This window comes from Rhizobium rosettiformans (genome assembly GCF_016806065.1).
In the GTDB taxonomy this organism is placed as follows: Bacteria; Pseudomonadota; Alphaproteobacteria; order Rhizobiales; family Rhizobiaceae; genus Allorhizobium.
In genome coordinates this window covers 1,679,073-1,692,491 of record NZ_CP032405.1, presented here as the reverse complement: position 1 = coordinate 1,692,491, position 13,419 = coordinate 1,679,073, and the positions used below count along the sequence as shown (strand labels likewise).

The following is a 13,419-nucleotide window of genomic DNA, read 5'->3' as shown; positions in this document are numbered from 1 at the left end:
ATCACCCCCGCCCCTCGGCCCCCGCCGAACGGAACTTATTCCGTCAGATTGATCTGCTCGGTCTCGCCACCGGTGCAGGTATAGCAGCAGTTCTCGCAATTCTCGGCATTCTCAGGACCGACACCCCAATAGCTCTGCTTGTCGCCCGAAATCCAGGCGCCGTAGCAGATCGTCTCGCCTTCTTCGCAAGACAGGGGGATCTCCTTGGTCTCGCCGTCATCGAGATAAAAGACCTGATCGTCGCCCGGCCAGATATGGTCGCGATCCTGGCTGTAGAGTTCGACCTCGACGGCATTCGGATGATCGTTGCGCATGACAAATGTCACGTCTGCCGCCAGTGCGGGCGCCGCCACGGCCACAGCCAGCGCCAATCCCATCCATCTCAAAGTTGCTTTTGCAACCATCTGAAGTCCTTCCCCCCGGAATCTGTTAAGCGGACGGACGATAAGCAGATGCGTCTATCGCTGAAAAGGGCGAAGCTCAGACGTTTTTTGGGCTCAATCTCAATAACTTGGCAGAGATGCCATCAGGCCACAGTTTTCCAGAAGATCACTGTGTCGCAGTAGCGCCCATCCGGAAACAGCGCATAGTTCGGAATGATGCCCGAACGCTGCCAGCCGAGCTTTTCATAGAGCGCCTCGGCAAGCTCGCCTGCTGCCGTGTCGAGCACCAGCAACGTGCGTCCAGCACGCGCGGCCCCCTGTTCGGCGGCCGCCATCAGCGCCTTCGACAGGCCGAGACCACGGGCGTCGCGATGCACCAAAAGCTTCATCAGATCGCCGCGATGCGGCTGGTTCGGCTTCGAGGCAAAACCGACCTGAACCGTGCCGACCAGCCGATCGCCTCGAAAGGCGCCGTAGAGCAGGACTTCGCCGCGCCCGACTGCCTCTGCGACGCCGCGCCAGAAGGCTTCGCCATCATGGGGCGCGAAAGGCGACATGAAGCCGAGCGAGGCGCCACCTTCGACGCAATCGGAGAGCGTTTCGCAGAGGTCGGGCAAGGCGCCAAGCGTATCGGCTTTGGAAAGCGGACGAATGTCGGGCGTGGGCATGGGTCAGGTCCTGTCGTCGGATGTGGGAGAGGGTCAGGGGCCGAGGGAAATCACCACGGCATAGCGGGCGGGTCTGTCGGTCGGGTTCTTGTAGCCATGCACGTCACCGACATTCATGAAGAGGCAGTCGCCGGCTTCGAGCCGGTGTACCGTGGCGCCGACCATCAGTTCGATCACGCCGTCGAAGACCCAGACATGCTGGGTCTGGCTGCGGCCCGTGGGGCGACCGGGAAATCGGACCTCGGCACCAGCCGGAAAGTCCACCTCGACGATATCGGTGCCGCTGCCTGTGCCCGGGGGCGAAATCGCACGGCGCAGATAGCCGCTTTCCGGATCGCGCCAGACCGGCTGATCGACCCGTCGGGCAAGCGGCGACGGCTCGGTTTCAGCGCTGGCAAAGAAGACAGACAGCGAAACACCGAGCGCCGAGCAGAGCCGCGCCAGCAAGGCCGCGGTCGGGCTTGCCTCTGATCGCTCAATGCGCGAGATCATCGCCCGGCTGACGCCTGATAGGTCCGCCAACTGCTCGAGTGTCAGCCCCCGCTCGACGCGCAGGCGCTTCAGCCTTTCGGCGACATGTTTCTCGAATTGATCTTCCGATTCCATTATCTGAGAATTTCACGCGCAGATATTGGAGTCAAGCTTTCCTGCCCACCCTCTTCCGCAGCACGGCATGCTCGGCGTAAAAGAAGCGGTCGGCACCCGCCGGCGAGACCGCAGGACAAAGCCAATGCAGCAGCACACTCCCGAGATCGGCCCGGCCATCAAGCGCGAGCGCAAGGCGCGCAAGCTGACGCTCGAACAGCTCGGCACATTGTCCGGCGTCTCCAAGTCGATGCTGAGCCAGATCGAGCGCGGCGAGGCCAATCCCACCTTCGCCGTGCTCTGGAGCCTCACCCAGGCGATGGAAATCGAGCTGTCCGACCTGATCGGCAACGGCACCTCTGTAGCGGGAGGTGAGGAAATCGAGGTGACCTCGGTCATGCACACGCCCGTCATCCGCAGCGCCGACGGCTCCTGCCGGCTGAAGATCCTGAGCTCGCCCCGGCTCGCCGGCCAGACGGAATGGTACGAGCTCGAAATGGATCCGGGCGGTGCCCTTGTGAGCCAGCCGCATTCGATCGGTGCCTTCGAACATTTCACCGCCTTCACAGACGGTTTCGAGATTTCCAGCGGCGGCAGCAAGACCCAGATTCGATCAGGCGAAACCGCCCGTTACCGGTCCGATGTTCCGCATGCGATCCGCAATGGCGGAACGGATATCGGCAAGGGCCTGCTGGTCGTGCTACACAGATAGGCGAAAAGGCAATTCCAAAATATCGATTGCCGCAGGACAAAATTCCGATATGCTGGAATTATTCAGCATCGAGGGATTTCCCATGCAGACCGGCTTTCTCGACCACATCAACGACATTCTCCAGGGCATCGAAGCCGACGGGCTCCTGAAGCGCGAGCGCGAAATCGTCAGCCCGCAATCGGGCCGCATCCAGGTGCGCGACGCCCGGGGCACGCGCGAGATGATCAATCTCTGCGCCAACAACTATCTCGGCCTTGCCAACCATCCCGAGATCGAAGAGGCGGCCAAGGCCGCGATCGACAGCCATGGCTTCGGCATGGCCTCGGTGCGCTTCATCTGCGGCGCGCAGGATATCCACCGTCAGCTCGAACAGGCGATCGCCCGCTATCTCGACAAGGACGACGCGATCCTGTTTGCCGCCTGCTTCGATGCCAATGGCGGGATTTTCGAGACGCTGCTCGGTCCTGAAGATGCGATCATTTCCGACTCGCTCAACCACGCCTCGATCATCGATGGCGTGCGCCTCTCCAAGGCGAAGCGCTATCGCTACGCCAATTCGGACATGGACGGGCTGGAAGACGAGCTGAAGAAGGCGATTGCCGAGGGCACGCGCTTCCGGCTTGTAGTCACCGACGGCGTCTTCTCGATGGACGGCTATGTCGCCAAGCTTCCGGAGATCTGCGCGCTCGCGGAAAAATACGGCGCCATGGTGATGATCGACGAATGCCATGCCACCGGCCATCTGGGGGACAAGGGCAAGGGCACGCCGACACTGACCGGTGTCGGCACCCGCGTCGACATCATCACCGGCACCTTCGGTAAGACGCTTGGTGGCGCCATGGGCGGCTTCATTGCCGGGCCGAAGGCGGCCATCGACCTGCTTCGCCAGCGGGCACGGCCCTATCTCTTCTCCAACAGCCTGGCGCCTGCCGTTGCTGCTGGCTCGTTGAAGGCAATCGAGATCGCCGAAAGCGCCGACGATCTGCGCGCCAAGCTCACCGGCCACACCCGGCGCTTCCGCCAGGGCCTGACCGAGGCCGGCTTCGAGCTGCTTCCCGGCGAGACGCCGATCATCCCGGTCATGACCCATGACGCGGTGCTGGCGCAAAAGCTTGCTGCCGAACTCGATGCGCGCGGCGTCTATGTCGCCGGCTTCTTCTTCCCCGTCGTGCCCAAGGGCCAGGCCCGTATCCGCACCCAGATGTCGGCAGCGCTTTCCGAGGCCGATATCGACACCGCCATCGCCGCATTCATCGATGCCGGCAAGACCATCGGGATGATCTGACAATGAAGGCGCTTTCCAAGCAGAAATCCGAAGTTGGCATCTGGATGATCGATGCAGCCGTTCCCGAAATCGGCCCCGACGACGTGCTGGTGAAGATCAACAAAACCGGCATCTGCGGCACCGATGTCCACATCTACAAATGGGACGAGTGGGCGCAGAAGACCATCCCCGTGCCGATGATCACGGGTCATGAATATGCCGGCGAGATCGTCGCCGTCGGCGCGAATGTCCGCAATCTCACAATTGGCCAGCGTGTCTCCGGCGAGGGCCATCTCGTCGGCATGAACAGCCGCGCCTCACGCGCCGGCAAGTATCACCTTGACCCGGAAACCCGTGGCATCGGCGTCAATGTGCAGGGCACGTTTGCCGAATTCGCCAAGATCCCGGCCTTCAACATCATCCCGCTGCCGGACACGATCGACGATGAGATCGGCGCGATCCTCGATCCGCTGGGGAATGCAGTCCATACGGCGCTTGCCTTCGATCTCGTCGGCGAGGACGTCATCATCACCGGCGCCGGCCCAATCGGCATCATGGGTGCGGCGATCGCCCGCCATGTCGGCGCGCGTCACGTTGTCATCACCGACGTCAATCCGGAGCGCCTGGCGCTTGCGGCAGAAGTCGCCGACGTGCATCCGGTCAACGTCGCGAAGGAAGACCTGCGCGACGTGATGTCAAAGCTGAAGATGAAGGAAGGCTTCGATGTCGGGCTTGAGATGAGCGGCTCGCCGGCGGCCCTCGACCAGATGATCGACCATCTCGTAATGGGCGGTCGCATCGCGCTTCTCGGCGTTCCGGCCCGGCCCTTCCATTTCGATCTCTCCAAGGTCGTCTTCCGCATGGTCACTCTCAAAGGCATCTATGGCCGCGAGATGTTCGACACCTGGCACAAGATGCTCGCCATGCTCGAAAGCGGCCTGGATATCCGCAAGGTCATCACCCACCGGATGAAGGTAGACGACTATGCGGAAGCCTTCGAACTCGCTAGCGCCGGCAAGGCGAGCAAGATCGTGCTCGACTGGACCTGACCCAATCCGGCGGAATGAGGCGCTCCGCAGAAATGCGGGAACATAGAGCGGCTTTTCGACGTATGGTGATGGTCTGAAACGGGAGTCATCATGCGAAAAATCGGTCGAGTGCGGGAAGTCTGGCGCTATCCGGTGAGTTCACTTGGCGGGGAGCCGCTCGCCTCGATCACCGTCTCGCCTGAAGGCATCGAGGGTGACCGGCGCTTTGCGCTGTTCGATCCGGAAACGGGCCTTGCCGCCGCCCCTGAGAAGGAAACGCGTTGGCGCCCCGCCCTCTTCATCTCCGCCTCGCAACCGGCAGCAGGCTTGCCTGTCCTGCGCTTCGCCGACGGCGCCGAGCATGCACTCGATGACGGCGAATTGCCGGACCGGCTGGCAGAGCATTTCGGCTTCCCGGTCGCGATCGGCCTCGTCGGCACGGGCGATTACCGCTTCCCTGTGGTCTCCAACCGCTACGCACCGGCGCCGCTTCACCTCGTGACCACGGCTTCGATGCACGCGCTCGCATCGATCACAGACCTCCCGCCGATCGATGCGAGACGCTTCCGCCCCTCGGTGTTGATCGAGACGGAAGACGATGCAGGCTTCGTCGAAAACGACTGGGTAGGCGGTATCGTCAGGATCGGCGAAGCAGAGATCCATGTGACGGAAGCCTCGCGCCGCTGCGGCATGACGCTGGTCGCCCAGCCAGGCTTGGGGGAAGAGCCTGATGTCCTGCGCGGCATCATGCGTCACAACAAGCGCAATCTCGGCGTCTACGCCACGCCCACCGAAGGCGTGACAATCAGCGTCGGCGACGAAGTTTATGCTGAGATCTGAAAGACGGGTGCCTTGGCTTCCGCGATATCCGCAAGGATCGCCCTGCCGACCGTCTCGCCAATATCCCGCGCGCTGGTGATGCCCTGCACGAAGGGCTCCTTGTGCAGCAGGAAGGCCACCGCTGCACAATAGAGCCTGCCTTCCGACATCAGACCGAGACGCGGGCGATAGAATTCATCGACGTCAATGCCCCCGGTGCGAACCATGTCGGGATCCCGGTCGAGCGATCGGATAGCCTCGACCTTCGGCGTCGTGGCTTCTCGGACGCCACCCTGATCGACAAGCGTCGGAAAGGGCAGGTCGGTCGCGGACAGCGTCTCCTGGCCGGTCGCGTCGATAAAGGCGCCGAAGCTATGCGTGGTGCCACCGACCACAATCTCTGCGCCGCGCTCCAAGCCGTCCTCGGCCGTGCGGATTTCGTAATCCTCGCCGAGTTTCAGGATCGACAGCTTGCCTGCACGGGCCAGCGCCAGAAGCCGGCGGATCGACATCAGCGGCACCGTTGCATAGTCGTCGATGAAGATGCCCTTGAAGTGGCGATGGAAGCGCTTCAGATCGTTCTGATCGAGATGCGGGATGACCTTTGCCACGATCTCGTGGGTGATCAGGATCGCGTAGCGCCACGGCACGGTATAGCGCTTCTGCCGGTTTTCCTCCGCTTCGGCCAGGTTCTTTGCCGCCCAGACGAAGGGATCGTTTTCGCTGCGATCGGCATAGTAGGCGGTGGCAAAGGTCTCGACCGTCAGCTGCGACAGGCCGATCCGGGCGGCATAGTCGGGGTCGCGCGCAACGATTTCGCCGCGGAAGAGTTCGAAGACCTCGTCGAGCAGATCGTGACGTCCCGTGGCAATCAGCGCATCGATCGCTCCTTCGGTGCAGACCAGGGGCGTGACATACGGGAGCGGGCAGTAGAAATCAGCCTCCGGCAGGATGCCCTTGCGCGACATCAGCGTCGCCTTGAACGCCTCGGTTCCTTCGGCTGGCTGATATTGCAGGTCGCCTGCCGCATCGGCGTAAAACATTCCGTGGGCTGTGGCCACCGTCATCAGCGCATCGATGCCGCTCAGCGACGTGCCGAGAATGCCGACCGCCTCGTTGCGGATTGATGTCAGAACCGTCGCCGGCCAGGGCGAGACGAAATAGCCGGGCCGGATTTCCGTGCTGTCGGGCCAGTTGTGGCCGGTCGCCATGACGACATGGTCGTAGGCCGCGTCGTTTTCGCCGTCGACATGGCTGACGCGAAGGCGGATCGCATCGGCCTGGATCTCGATATCGATCACCTTGTGGCGGGCAAGCACAAAGATTTCGTGACCACGCTCGGCCGCGATAGCCTGCATCCGCTCGAACTGCGCCTGCATGTAGTCGCCAAGCACGAGACGCGGATAAAACTCCCGCTCATCAATCGTCTCGCGCCGGATGCCGTGGCGCATCAGCGTCTCGTCATCCTGTCGTCGCAGCCACTCGACCAGGGTCTCCGTAAACGCCGGAAACTCGATGCTCGGAATGTTGGAGAGCATGGCGGGATCGTTCATGTCGGGATGGTAGGGCGTGCCCTTTCCCGGCTCGCCTTCCGCTTCGTAAAGCGTGATGGACAAGGGAACGGTGGAACCGATCAGTTGTTTGAACGTGTAGAGGCCGGTGGGACCGGTACCGATGATCGCAATTCTCGGAAACATATATGGACTCGCTGTCGGCGAGGGATCTCGCGCGGGTGTCTGTCAATGCATCTGAGGCATGGATGTTCCCCTGCCTGCCTGATGTCTTGTGTGGCGAGCGGCCGGAACAAATGCCACCCGTCGGGTCTTTCTTTGGCACCCCAACCCGAGAGGAGCATGACCAATGATTTCTGCAGATCAGATCCGCGAACACATGGAAGTTCTCGCCCAGGACGGCGCCCATGTCGGCACCGTCGACCACATGGACGGCGAAAGCCGCATCAAGCTGACCAAGAACGATTCCCCTGATGGCCAGCACCACTACATTCCGCTCGACTGGGTCGACCATGTCGATCAGCACGTTCATCTCTCGAAAAATGCCGATGACGTGCGCAAGGACTGGTCCTCGATGAATTGAGGCCTATACTGGCAGGAGGCAGGGGTCGCGTGGTGACACGCGGCCCCTAACTTTGTGAAACGACCCCGATGGAGGAAAGAGCGCCATGTTGCTGACACTCTCCCTGCCCCCAAGTTCGGGCCTGGCCAGAGCTCGCTGCACGAGGGACATCCTGAAGCGCTCAGCCGCATTGTGTCTTCTCGGCTTGATCACCCTGCAGACATCCACCGCAGCCCGCGCCGACACCAGCGAGCAATATATGGATGGCAGCGGGCAAGAAGCCATCTTCGGGTTCGGCGGCGCGATGACGCGCGAAGACATGCTCAAAAGTGCGGCCCTCATCCCTGTCGACTATGAAAAGAACTACATCATCGGCGGTGGCTACCAGCTGTTTCCCTACGAGATCGGCGGAATCAGGCTGGGCGTCGAGGCCGGCATCGCGGTCCGCTTTGGCGAAGGTTTCACCGGTGAGGTCTGGGGCGGTGGCGTTGTGCGCTATGACCAGATCCGCCTCGGCGACGGCCTCTTTCTCTCGCCTGCATTCACGGCCGGTCTGAGCTTCGTCAATAAAGCACATCCGGGCCGCGAGGCTGATGAAGAGCGCGAGGACCAGGGCAATGCCCGCGCGCTCTTTTACCTCGGGCCGGAGGTCAATCTGTCCTTTAGCGAGACCTCGAATACGGAATTCTTCTGGCGTCTGCACCATCGCTCAGGCGCCTGGCGGACACTCGGCAACATGAAGGGTGCGACGAACGCCAATGTCGTTGGCGTTCGCTACAAGTTCTGAGCCCCTAAGGCCCCGTTCAGCCGCCGACCTGGGCGATCCAGTCGGGGAGGCTGTAATAGTTAGAAATGCGGGCGACCTTGCCGTCGCGGATCTCGAAGAAGGCGCCGGCAGGCAGGCGGTAGGTCTGGCCGTTGGCCTCCGGCAGGCCCTCGTCGGTTGCGAGATAGGTGCCGTTGACGATGAATTCGGCCGCGCCGCGCGTGCCGTCCTCATTGGCCATCACCACCATGTCGGTGAGCTCTTCCTTGTAGCAGCGGTTCATGTGGTCCATGAATTTGGCAAAGGCGTCCTTGCCCGTCTGGCGGGCACCCTGGTTGATGTCGTGCGCGACGTCATCGGTCAGGAGTGCCAGAAAACGGTCCATGTCGCCGGCATTGAAGGCGTCGTAATAGGCGCGGATGGTGGTGGCGGCGGTCATTGGTCACTCCTCGTCGTGGAATTGCTTTCTCGGGTGGTCGCAGATGGGTATAACCACTCCGCAACGGACTGAAAACACTCTATGGCCACCACCATTCAATCCTTTTCCGGCAGCGACGCGACACCCTTCTTCGACGACCTTGCTCGGCTGAGAACTACCGTCTTCCGCACCTTTCCCTACCTCTACGAGGGGAACCCGGACTACGAACAAACCTATCTGTCGACCTATGCCAAGTCCGAAGGCTCCATCTTCGTGCTCGCCATCGATGGCGACCAGGTGGTCGGCGTTGCCACGGGAACTCCGATGGCCGGCGAGACGGACGAGGTGAAACGCCCCTTCCTCCAGGCCGGGCTCGATCCGCACGAGTTCTTCTATTTCGGCGAAAGCGTGCTTTTGCCTCAATATCGCGGCCAGGGCATCGGCGTGCAATTCTTCGAAGGCCGCGAGCAGCAGGCCAGAAAGCTTGGCCTGCGCTACGCCACTTTCTGCGCCGTCGAGCGCCCCGCCGATCATCCGCGCCGCCCGGCCGATTACGTGCCGCTCGACGCCTTTTGGGCCAAGCGCGGCTATACCCATCACCCCGAGCTTCGCACGACATTCACCTGGCGCGACCTCGACGAAACCGTCGAAAGCCCGAAGCCGCTTTCCTTCTGGATCCGGGATCTGACCCTATGACAGCCCTCACCCTTGCCGCCTGCCAATACAAGATCGATCTGATCGAGAGCTGGGAGGCGTACGTCCTTCACCTGACGCATCTGGTGCATGAAGCTGTCGATCGCGGCGCGAAACTCTTGCTGCTGCCGGAATATGCCGGCCTGGTGCTCGCGGGTCAGCTTGACGCGCAAACTCGCTCGGATCGGCACGGCTCGATCGCCGGCATCCAGCCTCTGATCCCGGCCTGGGTCGAGCTCTGCGAGGAACTTGCGCGCACCCATTCGATCGTCTTCCAGCCCGGTTCCGCACCGGTGCTCGATCCCGACGGCCAATACCGGAACCGCGCCTACCTCTTCGGCCCGGATGGTCTGATCGGCCATCAGGACAAGATCATCATGACCCGCTTCGAGCGCGAGCAATGGGGCATTGCTGCCGGAAAGGATGGCCTCACCGCCTTCGACACACCGCTTGGCAAGCTCGGAATCCTGATCTGCTACGACAACGAGTTCCCGATGCTAGCCCACACCCTCGCCGAACAGGGCGTTGACCTGATCCTCGCCCCCTCCTGCACCGACACGCTGGCCGGCGCCTATCGCGTGCGCATCGGCGCCCAGGCCCGGGCGCTGGAAAACCAGATTGCCGTCCTATCGTCACCCACGGCAGGAACCGCCCCGTGGTCACCGGCACTCGACGAAAACCGCGGCCGCGCTGCCCTTTACGTGCCCTCCGACTACGGCATGCCGCCCAATGGCATCTATGCCGAAAGCGAGAGCGACGCGGTCGAGGAAAGCCACTGGCTGATCACCGAGATCGACCTCGACACGGTCCGGCGTCTGCGCACGGAAGGCCAGGTCGCCACCCGCCGCGACTGGCCGGAGCAGTTCGGGGTGTGAAAAGCCTGCTTCTCCGGGCCATCGCGACAATTTCCCGCTAGGCGCGGAGAGACGTCGCTGCTATATGCGCGTGCCATGAGCACATCGTCCCGCATCCCTCTCGACCATATCCGCAACTTTTCCATCGTCGCCCACATCGACCATGGCAAATCGACGCTGGCCGACCGCCTGATCCAGTCGACCGGCGGCCTCGCCGACCGCGAGATGTCGGAGCAGGTCCTCGACAACATGGACATCGAGAAGGAACGCGGCATCACCATCAAGGCCCAGACGGTGCGGTTGCACTACAAGGCCAACAATGGCGAAACCTATGTGCTGAACCTGATCGACACACCCGGCCACGTCGACTTCGCCTATGAAGTCTCGCGCTCGCTGTCGGCTTGCGAAGGCTCGCTGCTGGTCGTCGATGCCTCGCAGGGCGTGGAAGCCCAGACGCTCGCGAACGTCTACCAGGCGATCGACAACAATCACGAGCTGGTCACGGTCCTCAACAAGGTGGATCTACCGGCCGCCGAGCCCGAGCGCATCAAGGAGCAGATCGAGGAAGTCATCGGCATCGATGCTTCTGAGGCCGTTCTCATCTCGGCGAAGACCGGTCTTGGCATTCCCGACGTTCTCGAAGCCATCGTGCACAAACTGCCGGCGCCGAAGAGCGAAGGCGGCGAGAAGGCCCCGCTCAAGGCCCTCTTGGTCGACAGCTGGTACGACACCTATCTCGGCGTCATGGTTCTCGTGCGCGTGCTCGACGGCGTGCTCACCAAGGGCCAGACCATCCGCATGATGGGCACGGACGCGAAATACGCGGTCGAGCGCGTCGGCGTGCTCACCCCGAAGATGGTTGCCGTGGATAGCCTCGGCCCGGGCGAAATCGGCTTCTTCACCGGTTCGATCAAGGAAGTGGCCGATACCCGCGTCGGCGATACCATCACCGAAGACAAGCGCCCGACCGCCAACATGCTGCCGGGCTTCAAGCCGGCCCAGCCGGTCGTCTTCTGCGGTCTCTTCCCGGTCGATGCCGCCGATTTCGAGGACCTGCGCGCTGCCATGGGCAAGCTGCGCCTCAACGACGCCTCCTTCTCCTTCGAAATGGAATCGTCTGCCGCTCTCGGCTTCGGCTTCCGCTGCGGCTTCCTTGGCCTGCTTCACCTCGAAATCATCCAGGAGCGCCTCGAGCGCGAATTCGATCTCGACCTGATCGCGACCGCCCCTTCCGTCGTCTACAAGCTGTTCATGACCGACGGCACGGAGCGCGAGCTGCACAATCCGGCGGACATGCCCGACGTGGTCAAGATCTCGGAAATCCACGAGCCGTGGATCAAGGCGACGATCCTCACCCCCGACGACTATCTTGGCGGCATCCTGAAGCTCTGCCAGGACCGGCGCGGCGTGCAGACCGAACTCACCTATGTCGGCAAGCGTGCGATGATCACCTATGAGCTGCCGCTCAACGAAGTGGTCTTCGATTTCTACGACCGCCTGAAGTCGATCTCCAAGGGCTACGCCTCCTTCGACTACCATCTCGACGGCCATCGCGAGGGCAACCTCGTCAAGATGTCGATCCTCGTCAACGGCGAGCCGGTCGATGCCCTCTCGATGATGGTGCACCGAATGGCAGCCGAAAAGCGCGGCCGCGACATGTGCGAAAAGCTCAAGGACCTGATCCCGAAGCACATGTTCAAGATTCCGATCCAGGCCGCCATCGGCGGCAACGTGATCGCCCGCGAAACCATCTCGGCGCTCCGCAAGGACGTGACCGCAAAGTGCTACGGCGGCGACGCTTCGCGCAAGCGCAAGCTCCTCGACAAGCAGAAGGCCGGCAAGAAGCGCATGCGCCAGTTCGGTAAGGTCGAGATCCCGCAGGAAGCGTTTATCGCAGCGTTGAAGATGAGCGACGAGTGAGGGGTGGGCAGGCCCCTCTTTCACTTATCTACAAGTATATATTCAGCTAGAACGAAATACTTCCGTTGCGATCAACGGGATTAAATCATTGTATTCAATGACTTAACGCTTTAAGCGCTACCCACAGTCTTCCACCACAAGATATAGCGTTAACATTTCCTTCACAGACCACCCCTTGACGGAATCAGTCGGGACGATGTTAATGGAACCTGTTGCGGCGGCGACTGGACCGGGCATAACGAGGCCGGGTTTTATCAAACATTGTGGCGGCTTTCTGTGAGGTGGAATGGTGTTCTGACGACGCCTTCCGCAACAGGACATTTGTGCGACTTTGACCGCCCGGCTGGGGGTCTGGGTCTGGCGGCAACAATCTGTTAGTACTATATTTAGTGTTTGCAGCCACCATCACCACAATATAAAGCTAGTTTATTCACGCGGAATCGACCTGCGTGACAGTAATTCGGAGACGATTATGAATAGAAGAAAAGTAGCCAATCGCACCACCGAGCGCCGTCGCGGTTGGCAGTAACGAAAGGGTCACAAAACAGAAAGGGCGGCAACCCGACCTGCAATGTGACCCGTGGTGTCAGCGGACAAGCCCAATCCGTTGGACGGATGTACTGAGAATGCCGATATCTGAACCGTTACAATTTCAGACTCGCATCTCTCGGTCTCCGTTTCAAGAGGGCATCCTCAACGGAGGTCATTATCATGAGCGATAATGCAAAACCGAGCCCTGCGCTCACCTTCGATGACGCCGTCCAGATCTGGCTCTGCCACTGGACCGGCGAGTTTCAGAACCGGATTGCGGCGCGTCTCGACGTCAATCCGGGCCGCGTGAACGAAGTTCTGAAAGAACGGAAGTTCATCGGCAGCCGCGAAGCGGCCCTTCAGAAGCGCTCAGCATGACGAAGCGAGGTCGCTGCGAAAGCAGCGACCTTCCTCCTCACGATCGAAAAAGGATTCTGAAAATGACCAAACGCGATCAACACGTTGTCCCCCATGCCAATGGTTGGGCAGTCAAAGGTGCAGGCTCCGAGCGGGCCACCAAGGTCGTCGAAACCCAGCGCGAGGCTATCGGCATTGCCCGAGGCATCGCGCAGAACCAGCAGTCGGAAATGCTGATCCATGGAGAAAACGGTCGCATCCGCGGGCGCAATTCCTATGGCAATGATCCGTATCCGCCGAAGGGCTGACACCTCCGCCGGGGGCGGTTCGCCGCCCTCGGCATCGACT

At 61.5% G+C, this 13,419-nt stretch carries 16 protein-coding genes; 11 read left to right on the top strand and 5 right to left on the bottom strand.

The window, feature by feature from the left end; all coding sequences use genetic code 11:
* Positions 1-35: 35 nt before the first annotated feature.
* From D4A92_RS08035 to D4A92_RS08025, 3 genes are all read right to left on the bottom strand, one after another.
* Positions 36-377 carry a hypothetical protein gene (locus D4A92_RS08035; RefSeq protein ID WP_203019874.1) on the bottom strand — a complete coding sequence of 114 codons (342 nt, stop codon included), beginning with the start codon at positions 375-377 and terminating at the stop codon, positions 36-38.
* Positions 378-526: 149 nt separating this feature from the next.
* On the bottom strand, positions 527-1,051 hold the full coding sequence (locus tag D4A92_RS08030; RefSeq protein WP_203019174.1) for a GNAT family N-acetyltransferase: 525 nt from the start codon (positions 1,049-1,051) through the stop codon (positions 527-529).
* Positions 1,052-1,084: 33 nt separating this feature from the next.
* Positions 1,085-1,660 carry a helix-turn-helix domain-containing protein gene (locus D4A92_RS08025; RefSeq protein WP_203019873.1) on the bottom strand — a complete coding sequence of 192 codons (576 nt, stop codon included), beginning with the start codon at positions 1,658-1,660 and terminating at the stop codon, positions 1,085-1,087.
* A gap of 121 nt (positions 1,661-1,781) precedes the next feature.
* Here D4A92_RS08025 and D4A92_RS08020 point away from each other — a divergent pair, with 121 nt between their 5' ends.
* The 4 genes from D4A92_RS08020 to D4A92_RS08005 all read left to right on the top strand — a co-directional run bounded on the left by D4A92_RS08020 (position 1,782) and on the right by D4A92_RS08005 (position 5,480).
* Positions 1,782-2,348 carry an XRE family transcriptional regulator gene (locus tag D4A92_RS08020; RefSeq protein WP_203019173.1) on the top strand — a complete coding sequence of 189 codons (567 nt, stop codon included), beginning with the start codon at positions 1,782-1,784 and terminating at the stop codon, positions 2,346-2,348.
* 82 nt (positions 2,349-2,430) lie between these two features.
* A complete protein-coding gene (locus tag D4A92_RS08015; protein WP_203019872.1) occupies positions 2,431-3,633 on the top strand; it encodes a glycine C-acetyltransferase in 1,203 nt (400 codons plus the stop codon).
* Positions 3,634-3,635: 2 nt separating this feature from the next.
* A complete protein-coding gene (gene tdh, locus D4A92_RS08010) occupies positions 3,636-4,661 on the top strand; it encodes an L-threonine 3-dehydrogenase (protein ID WP_203019172.1) in 1,026 nt (341 codons plus the stop codon).
* Between the two features lie 90 nt (positions 4,662-4,751).
* Positions 4,752-5,480 (top strand): MOSC domain-containing protein, encoded by a 729-nt coding sequence (locus tag D4A92_RS08005; protein ID WP_203019171.1) that lies wholly within the window; start codon positions 4,752-4,754, stop codon positions 5,478-5,480.
* Here the strand turns inward: D4A92_RS08005 and D4A92_RS08000 are convergent.
* Positions 5,465-7,156, bottom strand: a complete 1,692-nt coding sequence (locus D4A92_RS08000) for an FAD/NAD(P)-binding protein (protein WP_203019170.1) — start codon at positions 7,154-7,156, stop codon at positions 5,465-5,467. The two genes, D4A92_RS08005 and D4A92_RS08000, sit on opposite strands and share 16 nt — an antisense overlap.
* 163 nt (positions 7,157-7,319) lie before the next feature.
* On the opposite strand from D4A92_RS08000, the gene D4A92_RS07995 reads away from it, so the two are divergent.
* On the top strand, positions 7,320-7,553 hold the full coding sequence (locus tag D4A92_RS07995) for a DUF2171 domain-containing protein (protein ID WP_006725089.1): 234 nt from the start codon (positions 7,320-7,322) through the stop codon (positions 7,551-7,553).
* Between the two features lie 85 nt (positions 7,554-7,638).
* Positions 7,639-8,319: a hypothetical protein gene (locus tag D4A92_RS07990; protein WP_203019168.1), complete on the top strand. Its 681-nt coding sequence runs from the start codon at positions 7,639-7,641 to the stop codon at positions 8,317-8,319.
* 16 nt (positions 8,320-8,335) lie between these two features.
* On the opposite strand, the gene D4A92_RS07985 is transcribed toward D4A92_RS07990, so the two are convergent.
* Positions 8,336-8,737 carry a ketosteroid isomerase-related protein gene (locus D4A92_RS07985; RefSeq protein ID WP_203019166.1) on the bottom strand — a complete coding sequence of 134 codons (402 nt, stop codon included), beginning with the start codon at positions 8,735-8,737 and terminating at the stop codon, positions 8,336-8,338.
* Between the two features lie 81 nt (positions 8,738-8,818).
* On the opposite strand from D4A92_RS07985, the gene D4A92_RS07980 reads away from it, so the two are divergent.
* The 5 genes from D4A92_RS07980 to D4A92_RS07960 all read left to right on the top strand — a co-directional run bounded on the left by D4A92_RS07980 (position 8,819) and on the right by D4A92_RS07960 (position 13,379).
* Positions 8,819-9,412, top strand: a complete 594-nt coding sequence (locus D4A92_RS07980; protein WP_203019164.1) for a GNAT family N-acetyltransferase — start codon at positions 8,819-8,821, stop codon at positions 9,410-9,412.
* Positions 9,409-10,284, top strand: a complete 876-nt coding sequence (locus tag D4A92_RS07975) for a carbon-nitrogen hydrolase family protein (protein ID WP_203019162.1) — start codon at positions 9,409-9,411, stop codon at positions 10,282-10,284. The genes D4A92_RS07980 and D4A92_RS07975 overlap by 4 nt, the downstream gene beginning before the upstream one ends.
* Positions 10,285-10,359: 75 nt before the next feature.
* Entirely contained in the window at positions 10,360-12,183 is a 1,824-nt protein-coding gene (lepA, locus tag D4A92_RS07970; protein ID WP_203019160.1) for a translation elongation factor 4, read from the top strand.
* A 711-nt stretch (positions 12,184-12,894) separates the two neighbouring features.
* The gene (locus D4A92_RS07965) at positions 12,895-13,092 is read left to right on the top strand and encodes a hypothetical protein (RefSeq protein ID WP_203019159.1); all 198 of its coding nucleotides are present in this window, start codon (positions 12,895-12,897) and stop codon (positions 13,090-13,092) included.
* A gap of 62 nt (positions 13,093-13,154) precedes the next feature.
* A complete protein-coding gene (locus D4A92_RS07960) occupies positions 13,155-13,379 on the top strand; it encodes a DUF2188 domain-containing protein (protein WP_203019158.1) in 225 nt (74 codons plus the stop codon).
* Positions 13,380-13,419: the final 40 nt, after the last annotated feature.